Origin of the sequence: Pseudomonas sp. S07E 245 (assembly GCF_019599025.1) — a bacterium.
In the GTDB taxonomy this organism is placed as follows: Bacteria; Pseudomonadota; Gammaproteobacteria; order Pseudomonadales; family Pseudomonadaceae; genus Aquipseudomonas; species Aquipseudomonas shirazensis.
In genome coordinates, this window is sequence record NZ_CP080625.1 from 2,974,755 (window position 1) to 2,989,184 (window position 14,430).

The 14,430-nt window shown below is 63.2% G+C and carries 16 protein-coding genes; 9 read left to right on the forward strand and 7 right to left on the reverse strand.

Annotated features, from left to right (window positions below; translation table 11 throughout):
* Positions 1-40 precede the first annotated feature (40 nt).
* The 4 genes from K3F44_RS13720 to K3F44_RS13735 all read left to right on the forward strand — a co-directional run bounded on the left by K3F44_RS13720 (position 41) and on the right by K3F44_RS13735 (position 4,742).
* Positions 41-2,797 carry a response regulator gene (locus K3F44_RS13720; protein ID WP_101321753.1) on the forward strand — a complete coding sequence of 919 codons (2,757 nt, stop codon included), beginning with the start codon at positions 41-43 and terminating at the stop codon, positions 2,795-2,797.
* Between the two features lie 85 nt (positions 2,798-2,882).
* Positions 2,883-3,872 (forward strand): 2-hydroxyacid dehydrogenase, encoded by a 990-nt coding sequence (locus tag K3F44_RS13725; RefSeq protein WP_220632431.1) that lies wholly within the window; start codon positions 2,883-2,885, stop codon positions 3,870-3,872.
* Between the two features lie 31 nt (positions 3,873-3,903).
* Positions 3,904-4,341, forward strand: a complete 438-nt coding sequence (locus tag K3F44_RS13730; RefSeq protein WP_101321755.1) for a hypothetical protein — start codon at positions 3,904-3,906, stop codon at positions 4,339-4,341.
* Positions 4,338-4,742 carry an META domain-containing protein gene (locus K3F44_RS13735; protein ID WP_220632432.1) on the forward strand — a complete coding sequence of 135 codons (405 nt, stop codon included), beginning with the start codon at positions 4,338-4,340 and terminating at the stop codon, positions 4,740-4,742. Before K3F44_RS13730 ends, K3F44_RS13735 begins: the two co-directional genes overlap by 4 nt.
* 46 nt (positions 4,743-4,788) lie before the next feature.
* Here K3F44_RS13735 and K3F44_RS13740 read toward each other — a convergent pair whose 3' ends face one another.
* Positions 4,789-5,256: a TlpA disulfide reductase family protein gene (locus K3F44_RS13740; protein WP_101321757.1), complete on the reverse strand. Its 468-nt coding sequence runs from the start codon at positions 5,254-5,256 to the stop codon at positions 4,789-4,791.
* A gap of 87 nt (positions 5,257-5,343) precedes the next feature.
* Here K3F44_RS13740 and arsC point away from each other — a divergent pair, with 87 nt between their 5' ends.
* Genes arsC through K3F44_RS13755 form a run of 3 tightly spaced genes read left to right on the forward strand, consistent with a single transcriptional unit; the run spans position 5,344 to position 6,702 of the window.
* The gene (gene arsC, locus K3F44_RS13745) at positions 5,344-5,697 is read left to right on the forward strand and encodes an arsenate reductase (glutaredoxin) (protein ID WP_220632433.1); all 354 of its coding nucleotides are present in this window, start codon (positions 5,344-5,346) and stop codon (positions 5,695-5,697) included.
* The gene (wrbA, locus tag K3F44_RS13750) at positions 5,694-6,299 is read left to right on the forward strand and encodes an NAD(P)H:quinone oxidoreductase (protein WP_101321759.1); all 606 of its coding nucleotides are present in this window, start codon (positions 5,694-5,696) and stop codon (positions 6,297-6,299) included. Before arsC ends, wrbA begins: the two co-directional genes overlap by 4 nt.
* Positions 6,292-6,702, forward strand: coding sequence for a DUF2069 domain-containing protein (locus K3F44_RS13755; protein WP_150570944.1), 411 nt, complete (start codon positions 6,292-6,294; stop codon positions 6,700-6,702). The genes wrbA and K3F44_RS13755 overlap by 8 nt, the downstream gene beginning before the upstream one ends.
* 175 nt (positions 6,703-6,877) lie before the next feature.
* Here the strand turns inward: K3F44_RS13755 and K3F44_RS13760 are convergent, their stop codons facing one another.
* Positions 6,878-7,549 (reverse strand): DNA-3-methyladenine glycosylase I, encoded by a 672-nt coding sequence (locus K3F44_RS13760; RefSeq protein ID WP_101321760.1) that lies wholly within the window; start codon positions 7,547-7,549, stop codon positions 6,878-6,880.
* 3 nt (positions 7,550-7,552) lie between these two features.
* Positions 7,553-8,377 carry a tRNA 2-thiocytidine(32) synthetase TtcA gene (gene ttcA / locus K3F44_RS13765; protein WP_101321761.1) on the reverse strand — a complete coding sequence of 275 codons (825 nt, stop codon included), beginning with the start codon at positions 8,375-8,377 and terminating at the stop codon, positions 7,553-7,555.
* Between the two features lie 285 nt (positions 8,378-8,662).
* Here ttcA and K3F44_RS13770 point away from each other — a divergent pair, with 285 nt between their 5' ends.
* Positions 8,663-9,262 (forward strand): Yip1 family protein, encoded by a 600-nt coding sequence (locus K3F44_RS13770; protein WP_101321762.1) that lies wholly within the window; start codon positions 8,663-8,665, stop codon positions 9,260-9,262.
* A 130-nt stretch (positions 9,263-9,392) separates the two neighbouring features.
* On the forward strand, positions 9,393-9,887 hold the full coding sequence (locus K3F44_RS13775) for a SprT family zinc-dependent metalloprotease (RefSeq protein ID WP_150570945.1): 495 nt from the start codon (positions 9,393-9,395) through the stop codon (positions 9,885-9,887).
* Positions 9,888-9,984: 97 nt separating this feature from the next.
* Here K3F44_RS13775 and K3F44_RS13780 read toward each other — a convergent pair whose 3' ends face one another.
* The 4 genes from K3F44_RS13780 to K3F44_RS13795 all read right to left on the reverse strand — a co-directional run bounded on the left by K3F44_RS13780 (position 9,985) and on the right by K3F44_RS13795 (position 14,349).
* A complete protein-coding gene (locus K3F44_RS13780; RefSeq protein ID WP_101321764.1) occupies positions 9,985-11,310 on the reverse strand; it encodes a dicarboxylate/amino acid:cation symporter in 1,326 nt (441 codons plus the stop codon).
* A gap of 291 nt (positions 11,311-11,601) precedes the next feature.
* Positions 11,602-12,948, reverse strand: coding sequence for an ATP-binding protein (locus tag K3F44_RS13785; protein ID WP_220632434.1), 1,347 nt, complete (start codon positions 12,946-12,948; stop codon positions 11,602-11,604).
* Entirely contained in the window at positions 12,945-13,622 is a 678-nt protein-coding gene (locus K3F44_RS13790; RefSeq protein ID WP_101321766.1) for a response regulator, read from the reverse strand. Before K3F44_RS13790 ends, K3F44_RS13785 begins: the two co-directional genes overlap by 4 nt.
* A 121-nt stretch (positions 13,623-13,743) precedes the next feature.
* Entirely contained in the window at positions 13,744-14,349 is a 606-nt protein-coding gene (locus tag K3F44_RS13795; protein ID WP_101321767.1) for an outer membrane protein, read from the reverse strand.
* Positions 14,350-14,430 lie beyond the last annotated feature (81 nt).

Consider the following 14,430-nt stretch of genomic DNA (forward strand, 5'->3'; position numbering starts at 1 on the left):
CGCTCGGCGACGGCCATCAGGCACATCACAGGAGGCGAGTGTGCTCGATCGTTTGGGAATCAGAAGCCGGGTCATGCTGCTGGCGCTGCTGCCGGCTACCTTGATGGCACTGGTGCTGGGCATCTATTTCACCTGGCTGCAACAAAACGAGCTGCGTACCCAGTTGCTCCAGCGCGGCAAGATGATTGCCGAACAACTGGCGCCGCTGGCGGCGCCCGCCCTCGCCCGCCATGCCACTGACCAGCTGGAAAGGATTGCCGGCCAGGCGCTGGAGCAAAGCGACGTGCGCGCGGTGGTGTTCCTGACCCCACAGCGCACCCAGCTGGCCCATGCCGGGCCGAGCATGCTCAACCAGCCGCCCAGCGGCGGCAGCGGCACGCAATTGCTGCAACGCACTGGCAATGACGCCACCCGCTACCTGATGCCGGTGTTCGGCCATCACCGCGACCTGGCCGCTGACGCAGTGCCGGCCGAAGCCGAGCGCCTGCTCGGCTGGGTGGAAATCGAGCTGTCGCATGATGGCACCCTGCTGCGCGGTTACCGCAACCTGTTCACCAGCGTGCTGCTGATTCTCGCCTGCCTAACCGTGACCGCACTGGTCGCCCTGCGCATGAGCCGCACCATCAACGACCCGATCAGGCGGATCAAGGAGGCGGTCACTCAGCTCAAGGACGGCAACCTCGAAGCGCGCTTGCCGGCCATGGGCAGCCATGAGCTGGACGAGCTGGCGGCCGGCATCAACCGCATGGCCGAGACCCTGCACAGCGCCCATGAAGAACTGCAGCACAGCATCGATCAGGCCACCGAAGACGTGCGCCAGAATCTGGAAACCATCGAAATCCAGAACATCGAGCTGGACATGGCACGCAAGGAAGCCCTCGAGGCCAGCCGGATCAAGTCCGAGTTCCTCGCCAACATGAGCCACGAGATCCGCACCCCGCTCAACGGCATCCTCGGCTTTACCCATCTGCTGCAGAAGAGCGAACTGGCGCCGCGTCAGCTGGATTATCTCGGCACCATCGAACAGTCTGCCGACAACCTGCTGGGGATCATCAACGAGATCCTCGATTTCTCCAAGATCGAGGCCGGCAAGCTGGTGCTCGACAGCATCCCGTTCAACCTGCGCGACCTGATCCAGGACACCTTGACCATTCTCGCCCCAGCCGCCCACGCCAAACAGCTCGAGCTGCTCAGCCTGGTCTACCGGGATACGCCGCTGTCGCTGGTCGGTGACCCGCTGCGCTTGAAGCAGATCCTCACCAACCTGGTCAGCAACGCGATCAAGTTCACCCGCGAAGGCACGATCGTCGTGCGGGCGATGCTCGAAGACGAACAGGGTGACCATGTGCAGTTGCGCATCAGCGTGCAGGACAGCGGTATCGGCCTTACCCCGCAGGACGTGCGCACGCTGTTCCAGGCTTTCAGCCAGGCCGACAACTCCTTGTCGCGCCAGCCCGGCGGTACCGGCCTTGGGCTAGTCATCTCCAAGCGCCTGATCGAGCAGATGGGCGGCGAAATCGGCGTCGACAGCGCGCCCGGCGAGGGCTCGCAGTTCTGGATCAGTCTAAATCTGCCCAGGGCCCACGACGATGGCTCGGAACTGCCGCTACAAGCGCTGCTGGGTCGCCGTGCGGCCATCGTCGACGGCCATGAGCTGGCCCGCCAGGCGCTGGAGCACCAGCTGCAGGACTGCGGCTTGAGCGTCAGCGTGTTCGCCTCGTTCGAGCAACTGGTGCAAGGCGTGCAAGCCGCCCATCAGGCCGGGCAACCGTTTGAATTTGCTGTGCTCGGCGCCAACCTGAACAACCTCTCGCCCGAGCTGCTCGGCCAGTACAACCAGCAGCTGGAACGCCTGCAGTGCCTGTGCGTGGTGCTCTGCCCGACCACCGAGCAGGGCTTGTATCATCCCAGCTTGCCCAACCCGCACGGCCAGTTGCTGTCCAAGCCCACCTGCACGCGCAAGCTGCGCCGGCTGCTGCTTGAGCTGATCCAGCCGCGCCGGCAGCTGAGCGAAGTGCGTATGCCGGGCAGCCAGCGCATGCCGAAGATCCTCTGCGTCGACGACAACCCAGCCAACCTGCTGCTGGTACAGACCCTGCTCGAGGGCCTCGGCGCCGAAGTGCTGGCGGTCGACAACGGCTATGCGGCGGTCGAGGCGGTGCAGGACGAAGCGTTCGATCTGGTGCTGATGGACGTGCAGATGCCGGGCATGGACGGCCGTGCTTGCACCGAGCAGATCCGCCAGTGGGAAAGCGGCCAGACCGGCAACCCGCTGCCCATCGTCGCCCTTACCGCGCATGCCATGGCCAACGAAAAACGTGCCCTGCTGCACAGCGGCATGGATGACTACCTGACCAAGCCGATCAGCGAGCGCCAGCTGGCCCAGGTGGTGATGAAATGGACCGGCCTCAACCTGGCCCCACCGCAGCAGGAGCAGCCGCTGGAGCGGTTGCCGGAAAGCAGCGAGCTGAAGGTGCTCGACCCCGAAGAAGGCTTGCGCCTGGCAGCCGGCAAGGCTGATCTGGCAGCAGACATGCTGCGCATGTTGCTCGATTCGCTGGAGGCAGATCGCGTAGCCATTCAGGTGGCGCGGGTGGCGGGTGATCGCGAGGCGATGATCGAGCGCGTGCACCGCCTCAATGGCGCCTCGCGCTACTGCGGCGTGCCGCAGTTGCGTGCGGCCTGCCAGCGCAGTGAAACCCTGCTCAAGCAGGACAGCCCGCAGGCCATGCAGGCGCTGGATGAACTCGATCAGGCTATCGAACGGTTAGCCGAGCAGGCTCAGCTGAGCGTGTGACCCGCGCCAGCTACGCTGGCTTGGGTCAATACGCTCCACACCAGGCTGGCTACACTGCCCTGCTCAGCCGCAAAGGACCTCTGCCATGCGCATTCTCTTGTTCAGCAGCCAGCACTACGACCAGGAAAGCTTCAGCCAGGTATGCCGCGACAGCGACCTGGACCTGCACTATCAGTCTGCCCGGCTGACCGTCGACACCGCGCCCTTGGCCGATGGCTACGAGGTGGTCTGCGCGTTCATCAACGACGAGCTGCACAGCGACGTGCTGGAGCGCCTGGCAGCCGGCGGCACGCGTCTGATCGCGCTGCGTTCGGCCGGCTACAACCATGTCGACCTGGCCGCAGCCGCGCGCCTGGGCCTGGCTGTGGTGCGGGTCCCGGCTTACTCACCGCACGCGGTGGCCGAGCACGCCGTAGCGCTGATCATGGCCCTCAACCGGCGCCTGCACCGGGCCTACAACCGCACCCGCGAAGGCGACTTCACCCTGCATGGCCTGACCGGCTTCGACCTGCACGGCAAGACCGTCGGGGTGATCGGTACCGGCCAGATCGGCCTGGCCTTCGCCCGGATCATGGCCGGCTTCGGCTGCCAGTTGCTGGCGTATGACCCCTACCCCAACCCGGACATGCTCGCCCTTGGCGCGCGTTATCTGGATCTGCCCGAGCTGCTGGCCCAGGCGCGCATCGTCAGCCTGCACTGCCCGCTGACCGAGCACACCCGGCACCTGATCAATGCCCAGAGCCTGGCGGCGCTGCACCCAGGCGCCATGCTGATCAATACCGGCCGCGGCGCGCTGGTCGACACTCCGGCCCTGATCGATGCGCTCAAGAGTGGCCAGCTGGGTTATCTGGGCCTGGACGTCTACGAAGAAGAAGCCCAGCTGTTTTTCGAGGACCGCTCCGACCAGCCGCTGCAGGATGACGTACTGGCGCGGCTGCTGACCTTCCCCAATGTGATCATCACCGCCCACCAGGCTTTCCTCACCCATGAGGCGCTGCAGGCGATCGCCAAAACCACCCTGGACAACATCATCTGCTGGGCGGCAGGCAAGCCGCAGAATCTGCTCCCAAGTTGATGCTAGGATACGCGGCATTTCTGGAGGACCCATGGTCGAGCACGATTTCCGCTACACCCTATTCAACCCGCAACACACCCTGATCGAATGCCGCGCGCTGGTGCCGGGGCGCTACCAGGTGACCGGTAACGGTGGTTCGATCCAGAAGGACGATGTCCTGCTGGTGACGCTCAAGGGCAGCAAAGACCTGAGCATGCGCCTGACCGTCGAAAGCGTGCGCCACCTGATCAACCCGAGCGGCCAGTGGGTTGCCGTGGCCAGCGGCCCGGCGTTCAAGGAGCTGGCGATTCTCAACTGGCAGATCAAGTGCGACAGCTGTGAAGCCGTGCTCGACTTCGAATTCGCCGTGGACGCCAAGCTCGGCAGCAAAGGCCACAAGCCAGCCGCCAGCGAGCGCGTAGCGGCATTGGGCTGGGCCAGCAAGGGCGACAAGCATGTGTGCCCACGCTGCCAGGAGAGCGCCCAGTGAAAAACCTGCTGAGCGCGCTGTTGATCGCCGGCAGCTTGCTGGGCTGCGCCTCGCAGCCGTCAGCGCTGCGCCAGGACCAAGGCTATGTGCTGGAGTGGATCGGTGAGCGCCCGCTGATGGATTACAGCAACCTGACCCTGACCTTGGGTGAAGACGGCCGCGCTTATGGCAATGCCGGCTGCAACCACTGGTTTGCGCCGTACACCCTCAAGGGTGACCAGCTCAGCTTCGGCAAGGTCGGCAAGACCCGCAAGCTCTGCGCGCCCGCGCTGATGGAACAGGAGCAGCGCTTCCTGCAGGCGCTGGAGACGGTGCAGCGCTGGGACGTGTCGGCAATCGAGCAGATCCGTTTCTGGCCGGCTGAAGGCAAGCCGCTGCGCTTCTGGCCTGAAGAAAGCTGAGTGTGCTGGCTTGGGGCGGGACCGCGCTGGCGGTCCCGCCTGATCGTCAGGCGCCGCCTTTGAGTGCCTTGATCTTGGCCTGCAGCCCATCCAGGGTCTGCTCGCCGAGCAGCTGTTCACGCACCTTGCCCTTGTCGTCGATGATGTAGGTCACCGGCAAGGCTTCGCTGCGCGGCAGCTCGTAGCGCTCGGCCGGGTCCTGGGCGAGCACGGTGAAGTCGATGCCCAGGGTTTGCGAGGCTTGCTTGAGATCGTCGCCCTGCAACCCGTCGTAATTGACCCCGATCACTTTGATGCCATCAGCCTGCCACTGCTTGGCGGCGGCATTCAGTTCGGGGATTTCGGTACGGCATGGGCCACACCACTCTGCCCAGTAATTGAGCACCAGCCACTGCCCCTCGATCTGCTCGGCCTTTACCGTATTGCCGTGCTGGTCCACGCCATAATCGGCACCGCAACCGCCGAGCAACAGGCTTGCAGTGATGGCCAGTGCCGCCGCCAAACGCTTTGCCATGGGTCAATCCTTCTCGAAGTATTTCAAACCTGTAATTCAGCCGCAGCGGTTAGAATAGCCGCCACACCCAGCTGGATGCGACCCGTCATGACTGATCTGACTCTCTATCATAACCCGCGCTGCTCGAAATCCCGCGGCGCCCTCGAGCTGCTCGAAGCACGCGGCCTTGCTCCACACATCGTGCGCTACCTGGAGACGCCACCGGATGCCGCTACCCTGACGGCGCTGCTGGGCAAGCTCGGCATCAGCGCGCGGCAACTGCTGCGCAGCGGTGAAGACGAATACAAAGCCCTTGAGCTGGCCAATCCGGCATTGACCGAAGCACAGCTGATCGCGGCAATGGTTGCCCATCCCAAACTGATCGAACGGCCGATTCTTGTGGCCGGTGACAAGGCTGTGATTGGCCGCCCACCGGAAAAACTGCTGGAGATCCTGCCGTGAGCGAGCCCTATATCCTGGTGTTGTATTACAGCCGGCACGGCTCCACCAGCGAGATGGCCCGGCACATTGCCCGCGGCGTCGAGATGGCTGGCCTGGAAGCGCGCCTGCGGACCGTGCCGGCGATTTCCACCGAGTGCGAAGCAGTCGCCCCCGATATCCCTGCCAGCGGTGCGCTGTACGCCAGCCTGGATGACCTGCGCCACTGCGCCGGGATTGCCCTCGGCAGCCCGACCCGCTTCGGCAACATGGCGGCGCCGCTGAAGTACTTCCTCGACGGCACCAGCAGCCTGTGGCTGGGTGGTGAACTGGTCGGCAAGCCGGCTGGAGTATTCACTTCCACCGCCAGCCTGCACGGCGGTCAGGAAACTACCCTGCTGTCGATGATGCTGCCGCTGCTGCACCACGGCATGCTCATCACCGGCCTGCCCTACAGTGAGTCGGCACTGCTGGAAACCCGCGGTGGTGGTACCCCGTACGGCGCCAGTCATCATGCCGGCGCCGACGGCAAGCGCGAGCTGGACAGCCACGAAATAGCCCTGTGCCGAGCACTCGGGCAACGCCTGGCGAGCACGGCCAAGGCTTTGGGTGGCGCGCGTGGCTAAACGTGCCAAGCCACTGCCAGCGCTGGCCTGGCTGGCACCGCGGCTGCGCCTTACCCGCGCGCTGAGCCTGGCTTGCCTGGTCGGCCTGATCGCCCTGCTTCTGGTCAATAACCTGTGGTTTGCCAACCTGCATGGGGCGCGGGTCGAGGTGATCCTTGCGGTCGAGTTGATCCCGCTGCTGCTGGTGCTGCCAGGCATGCTGATGGGCAGCGCACGGGCCCATGCGTGGACCTGCTTCGTGGTCAATATCTACTTCATCAAAGGCGTGCTAGCGGCGTTCGACCCAGCACGGGCGCTGTTTGGCTGGATGGAGACCCTGGTGAGCCTGGGCCTGTTCGTCAGCGCACTGCTATACGTGCGCTGGAAGTTTCAGCACGAACGGCGCCTTGTCGGCGAATGCTGATCCGTTTTTTGTAGGAGCGGCCTTGCCGGGGCGCCGGACCGGTCGCGAAAGGCGTGCGCAGCGCGCCCGGCGATTTTGCGGTGCTGCACAAATCCCGGGGCCGCTACGCAGCCCTTTCGCGACCGGTCCGGCGCCCCGGCAAGGCCGCTCCTACAGGGACCGTGTAACGACTGGCTCAATGGTTGACGGTGTGCGCCAGCATCACCGAGAGCTGACAAAGTGGCCGGCCGCTTTCGGCATGCCACTGATTGAACACCTCCTGCACCAGCGCACGATCACGCTGGCTGGTCGGCGCCTTGTCGATCACGCCTTGGGCGATCAGCGCGGCTGACATGTCGTCGGTGGGGATAAAGGTATCCTTGCCGACCATGCGCAGAAAGCGCGGTGCCGACAGCCCGCCGAGCTGATTGCCATGCTTGGCCAGGTACTTCCACAGGCCGACGATATCGGTCACCGGCCAGTCGGCGATAAAGCTGGCAAAGCTGCCGTGCTGTTTTTCGATGTCGAGGATCATCTGTGCGTTGCGTGGCACGCTTTTGAGCTTGCCCAAGTGGCGGATGATGCGCGTGTCCTGCATCAGCCGCTCAAGGTGCTCGGCGCCCATCAGCACCACCTTTTCCGGCTCGAAGCCAAAGAACACCTGCTCGAAGGCCGGCCACTTGGCATCTACCAGGCTGTGCTTGAGGCCTGCGCGAAATACCCGCAGCGCCAGCGTCGACAGGTAGCGGTCGTCGCTGATGTCACGCAACTGCGCCGGGGTGCGCGGTTGCGGCAGGAACGCCTCGAGGGCCTTGGCCGAGCCGAAGCGATTCAGGCAGAACTCATGCAGCCACTGATAATCGCGCATGGGTCAGATGTTCACCACATCGAGGAAGCGCGGCGCCGCGGTTTCATCGATTTTCAGGCTGGTGAAATCGAACAGGTTGCGGTCGGCCAGTTGTGACGGCGCCACGTTCTGCATCGCGCGGAAGATGCTCTCGGTGCGGCCTGGGTGCTTGCGCTCCCAGTCGATGAGCATTTCCTTGACCACCTGACGTTGCAGGTTTTCCTGCGAGCCACACAGGTTGCACGGGATGATCGGGAATTCGCGCATGTCCGAGTAGGCCTGGATGTCCTTCTCGCTGCAGTAGGCCAGCGGCCGTATCACTACGTTGCGGCCATCATCGGCACGCAACTTGGGCGGCATGCCCTTGAGCGAGCCGTTGAAGAACATGTTCAGGAAGAAGGTTTCGACCATGTCGTCGCGGTGGTGACCAAGAGCCATCTTGGTCGCGCCGATTTCATCGGCAAAGGTGTACAGCGTGCCGCGGCGCAGGCGCGAGCACAGCGAGCAGGTGGTCTTGCCTTCCGGGATCAGTTCCTTGACCACCGAATAGGTGTCTTTCTCGACGATGTGGTACTCGACGCCCAGGGTCTTCAGGTAGGCCGGCAGAACATGCTCGGGGAAGCCTGGCTGCTTCTGGTCCATGTTCACCGCGACGATCTCGAACTGGATCGGCGCCACCTTCTGCAGGTGCAGCAGAACATCGAGCATGGTGTAGCTGTCCTTGCCGCCGGACAGGCAGACCATGACCTTGTCGCCATCTTCGATCATGTTGTAGTCGGTGATGGCTTCGCCGGCGAGACGACGCAGGCGTTTTTGCAGTTTGTTCTGGTTGACCGAGAGGGTGCCCATAGCGCTTGGAATCCGCGAGGTGTGACAAAAGCCGAACATTTTACGCATAAAGCCGGCGCGGGCGAAGGCTTTCGCGACAATTAACCGCGCCAGGCCGACCAAAGACTGCAACGGAATCAACAACTGCGGCGACAGCGCGATTTGCTCTAAAAAGCGCCTATTGCGCAGGGATGTGCTTCCTATACTGCGACTTAAGGCCATATTACCGCTTGCTTCGGTGCCTGGCCGCGGGCCGCATGTGCTCCATCTGGGGTGCGTCAGGCAACGACCATAGGAGTGACCGGTATGATCCATCACGTTCTTGGGCTGTTTACCCATCCCGACCAAGAGTGGCAGGAGATTCGTGGCGAGGAAGAATCGATCAGCCACATGTACTTGACCCATACCCTGATTCTGGCGGCCATCCCCGTCGTTTCAGCGTTTATCGGCACCACCCAGGTCGGCTGGGTGATCGGTGACCGACCGGCGGTCATGCTGACCGTTGAAAGCGCGTTCTGGATGAGCGTGATGTCGTACCTGGCGATGCTGATCGGGGTCGCGGTAATGGGCGCTTTCATCCACTGGATGGCGCGTACCTATGACGCCACGCCATCGATGGCACGCTGCATCGCGTTTGCCACCTACACCGCTACACCATTGTTCGTCGCCGGGCTGGCGGCGCTTTACCCACACCTGTGGCTGGGCATGGTGATCGGCACGGCGGCCATCAGTTACACGGTGTTCCTGCTGTATGTGGGCTTGCCGACCTTCATGAACATTCCGGCGGATGAAGGCTTTCTGTTCTCAAGCTCCGTGCTGGCGGTAGGCCTGGTGGTGCTGGTGGCGATCATGGCGGCCACGGTGGTCATCTGGGGCCTGGGCGTGGGGCCTGTGTATACCAACTAGATCCAAACCAACACTGGGGCATCAAGTCACCGGCCGCCGCAAGGCGGCCTTTGACTGTGTGCTGACCGATGGCTCGGCAGCCTCTGGGGGGTTGCGGCATAATGCGCGGCTGAGGAGAACCTAGATCGCCATGCCCGAGTTGCTCGAATCCCGCGTTGAAGCCTGCTATCAGCAAGCCGAAGCGTTCTTCAAACGGAGCTTCATCCGCCCACAGGTGAGCTTCAAGCTGCGCGGCCAGAAGGCCGGCGTTGCCCATCTGCATGAAAACCTGCTGCGCTTCAATCTGCAGTTGTACCGGGAAAACCACGAGGATTTTCTGCGCCAGACTGTGGCCCATGAAGTGGCGCATCTGGTCGCGCATCAGTTGTTCGGCGACAGTATCCAGGCCCATGGCGAAGAGTGGCAGTTGATCATGCGCGGGGTCTACGAGCTGCCGCCCAATCGCTGCCACAACTATGCGGTGCAACGGCGTACGGCGACGCGCTATATCTATCAGTGCCCGTGCCCGGAGAGTGACTTTGCCTTTACGGCGGTGCGGCACAAGCTGGTGCGCCAAGGGCGGCGGTATCTGTGCAAGCGCTGTCGGCAGGTGCTGGCGTATAGCGGGCAGACGCGGGTGGAGTGAAGCCGGAAGGGTTTTGCGGGATCTGGACGAACGTGGGGCCGCATATGCGGCCCCACGTTTGTTTCTGACTACTGGTTTCTGACTACTGAAGAGCGCGTTACGAGCGCGCTGGGCCTTCAGCTACACCGAGGTCGTCGGTTGGACGAGTGTCGGTCAGCGGCGAGCCGCCCGAAGCCAGTTCAGCGTGCAGCTTGTCTTCGTCCAGCTCCTTGACCCACTTGGCAACCACGATGGTCGCTACGCCGTTACCAATCAGGTTGGTCAGGGCGCGGGCTTCGGACATGAAGCGGTCGATACCAAGGATCAGCGCCAGGCCGGCGACCGGCAGGTGGCCGACAGCAGACAAGGTCGCGGCGAGGACGATGAAGCCCGAACCGGTGACGCCAGCAGCACCTTTGGAGGCAACCAGCAGCACCAGCAGCAAGGTGATCTGGTGGCTGATGTCCATCTGCGTGTCAGTCGCCTGGGCGATGAACACGGCAGCCATGGTCAGGTAGATCGAAGTACCGTCAAGGTTGAACGAGTAGCCAGTCGGGATTACCAGACCTACTACCGACTTCTTCGCGCCCAGACGCTCCATCTTGGCCAGCATGCGTGGCAGGGCCGATTCCGAGGACGAGGTGCCAAGTACGATCATCAGCTCTTCACGGATGTAGCGGATCAGCTTGAGTACGCTGAAGCCATGCGCGCGGCAGATACCACCGAGGACGATCAGGATGAACGCCAGGCAGGTGATGTAGAAGCAGGCCATCAGGTAGCCCAGCTGCACCAGCGAGCCGACGCCGTACTGGCCGATGGTGAAGGCCATGGCACCGAAGGCACCGATCGGGGCCAGCTTCATGATCATGTTGATGATGTTGAACATGACGTGAGCGAAGCGATCGATCATGTCCAGCAATGGCCGGCCGTAGCTACCCAGACGGTGCAAGGCGAAGCCGAAGATCACCGAGAACATCAGCACCTGGAGGATATCGCCGTTGGCGAAGGCACCGACCACGGTGTTCGGGATGATGTTGAGCAGGAAGCCGATAGTGGTCTGCTGCGCGCCGGCGGCGGCATAGGCAGCGACACTGCTGGCGTTCAAGGTGTTGACGTCAATGTGCATGCCAGCGCCTGGCTTGACCACGTTGACGACAACCAGGCCGATGATCAGCGCGATGGTCGAGACAATTTCAAAGTACAACAGCGCGTAGCCGCCGGTCTTGCCGACCGATTTCATGCTCTGCATGCCAGCGATACCGCTGACGACGGTACAGAAGATGATCGGGGCGATGACCATTTTGATCAGTTTGACGAAGCCGTCACCCAGGGGTTTGAGCGCAACGCCGGTTTCAGGGTAGAAGTGACCGAGCAGAATACCGATGGTGATGGCAACCAACACCTGGATATACAGCGATTTGTACAGCGGCTGACGAGTCGTCATGGCTTATTTCCTCGAGTGTGCCGGTTTCCACCCTTCCCAGGGCGGGGGCACCTAAAGCGCTAACCCTCCTGCACCCGGAGGGATTTGTCGTTGTGTTCGAGCTGCCTTTGCAGGCCTCTGCCAAGTGAATAGCAAGGGCGATGCCAAAGTGCTCGAATGAGGTGCAAAGCCTGATCTAGAGGGGGTGGCATGCCCAAGGACAGGGCAACCAGGTGGGCCTGAGCTGGCGGATTTCCGCCCGTTGGCGGGAAATGAACGGGCGGGTTGGCGGGAATCCGCCCGGGCGCGGGGTCAGCCGCGCGTGAACACAATCCTGAAGGCAGCACCGCCCAGCGGCGAATCGTCCAAGCTCAGGTGGGCGTCGTAGCTGTCGATGATGTCCTTGACCACGGCCAGGCCGATGCCCTGCCCCGGGTGCTGGCGGTCCAGCCGCTCGCCGCGCTGCAGGATGCGCTCGCGCTGATCGGTCGGCACGCCCGGGCCATCGTCTTCGATGCACAGGAGCAGGCTGTCCGGGGTTTCGCTCAAGCTCACCCGCACCTGACCCAAACATAGCCGGTAGGCGTTCTCCAGCAGGTTGCCCAGTAGCTCCAGCGCGGCGCCCTGCTCCATGGGTATTTCCGCCTGCGCAGGGACGACCAGGGTGATCGCCACGTGCTTGTCGCGGTAGACCTTGGCCAAGGTATTGCACAGGCTGTCGAGCAGCGGCGCGAGCTGGACACGGTCGCGAACCAGTCCGCTCTTGCGCAGGCTGGCGCGCTGCAACTGGTAGTCGATCTGCTGGCTCATGCGCTCGATCTGGCTCTGCAGCACTCGCGCCTGCTCGCGCTCGCCACTGCCGTGGCCCATGCTTTCGCCCACGCCCTGGAGCACCGCCAGCGGCGTTTTCAGGCTGTGCGCTAGATCGTCCAGCGAGTCACGATAGCGCTGACGCTGTTCGCGCTCACTGTGCAGCAGGCGGTTGAGCGAGCCGGTCAGGCGCAACAACTCGCGGGGATGTTCGCCGCTCAAGCCCTGGCGAGCACCGCTCTCGACCTGGTCCAGCTCCACACTCAGCCGACGCAGCGAGCGCAGCCCCCAGGTCAAGCCGGCCCAAAGCAGCACCAGCAAGGCCAGCAAGGCAGCGCCGAAGCCCAGGTAGAGTTTTTCCTGCAGGCCCTCGAGGGTGTCCTGATACTCGCGTACCGGTTGCAGGGCAACGATGCTGTAGGCGGCGCTCTTGCCGCCGAGCAGTTTTACTTCCACGTCGTAGACGAAGAACTCTTCACCGTTGTCCTGGCGAATGCGGGCAAACTCGTTGCCGCGGCCGTCATAACGCGGCTGGTAGTTGATGTCGCGGTCGGCGGTAGCCCGCGAACGCCAGACCAGCTTGCCGTCGCGGTCGAAGATGTAGCCGATCAACCCGGTGTAAGGCAGGTTGTAGCGCTCATCCGGGAGCTGATCAGGCATCTGCAGGCGGCCCTGCTCGATACGCGCGGCGGAGATCAGCGTGGTCGCATCGGATGCCAGGCGCTGTTCGATCGACTCCTGCAGGGCCAGGCTGAAGGCCTTCTGCAGGGCCGGTAGCAGCGCCAGCATGAACAACAGCGCCAGCAGCGCCGCCGCCAGCATCAGGCGCACGCGCAGCGAACGGATCATCGGCAGCGCTCGGTGAACAGGTAGCCCAGGCCGCGCACGGTATCGATCGGTTTGAAGCCGTGCTCGCCCTCGAGCTTGCGGCGCAGCCGGCCGACCAGCACTTCGATGACATTCGGGTCGCGCTCTTCATCGCCTGGGTACAGCTGTTCCATCAGGCGGTCCTTCGCCACCACCTGCTGGTGATGACGCATGAGATATTCAAGGATGCGGTATTCATACGCGGTCAGCGCCAGCGGCTGATCGTCGAGGCTGGCTTGCTTGCGATTGAGGTCGAGCACCAGTGGCCCGGCGGCAATGGTCGACTGGGTGAAGCCGCTGGAACGGCGCAGCAAGGCATTCAGGCGCGCTTCAAGCTCCTCGAACTGGAACGGCTTGACCACATAATCGTCGGCGCCGGCCGCCAGGCCCTCGACCTTGTCCTGCCAGTTGCCCCGTGCGGTGAGAATCAGGATCGGGAAGCTCTTGCCCTGGCTGCGCAGCTGGCGGATCAAGTCCAGGCCGCTCATGCCCGGCAGGCCGAGGTCAATGATGGCGAGGTCAAAGGCGAACTCCTCTGCCTGGTACAGGGCTTCTTCGCCGTTGCCGACCGCCTGGACCACATGGCCGGTTTCGCTCAGGCGTGTGTGCAGATGATGGCGCAGCAGCGCCTCGTCCTCGACCACCAGCAGTTTCATGCCTTTCTCCTTATAACCGTCACGACGCTGTCTTGCCTCTCTGGCGCAGGCACGGCGCAAGGCCGCTGGCGAGCCAGCAGCCTTGTGCGTTGCAAACGCCGATACAGAGTACCAGCACGCCTTAGAACTTGTAGTTTGCCGAGAGGTAGGTCTGGGCGCTGCTGGTCAGGCTCATGCTGCCGATTTTCGGCCCGCCGTGTTCGACCAGTTCGGTGCTGGCGTTGGTGCGCAGGTAGCGGTAGCCCAGTTCGACCGAGGCGTTGTCGGTGACTTCCTGGATAACGCCGGCTTGCAGGCCTGCAGCGTAGCCGTAATTGGTGTCGCGGCTGTAACCGGAGGATTCCTGGGTCAGCTTGGTCACGCCCAGGCTGGCGCCGCCAAATAGTTTGGTGGTGTCTCCCACGGGCAGGAACAGGTCGTAGCTACCGAGCAGGTTTTCCTGGCGCAGCTTGAGCCCGCTGTGGTCACCGGAGACGTTGTCATAGGTCATGTAGTAGCGACCTTCGTTGTTCATCTTGCCCAGACGCACACCCCAGGTGCCGTCCTTGGCGATCACGCCATCGGTGTTGAGGTTGTCGGTGCTGCGCGAGAGCAGCCCGGACTTGCGCACTTTGTCGCTGGTCTGGCCGTAGGTCAGGCTGGCGAAGGTGTCGTCGGCGTTGGCCTGAACGCTGAAGCCGGCGGCACATACGGCCATTGCTGCAAGCAGGGTATTGACTGTTTTCATGGGTTCTTACTCCAGTTGGATGCGCTGTTTCGGTCTGGAAGCTAGAGTAAGCAAGGCGCCCTGAACCGCGGCTGAACCCTG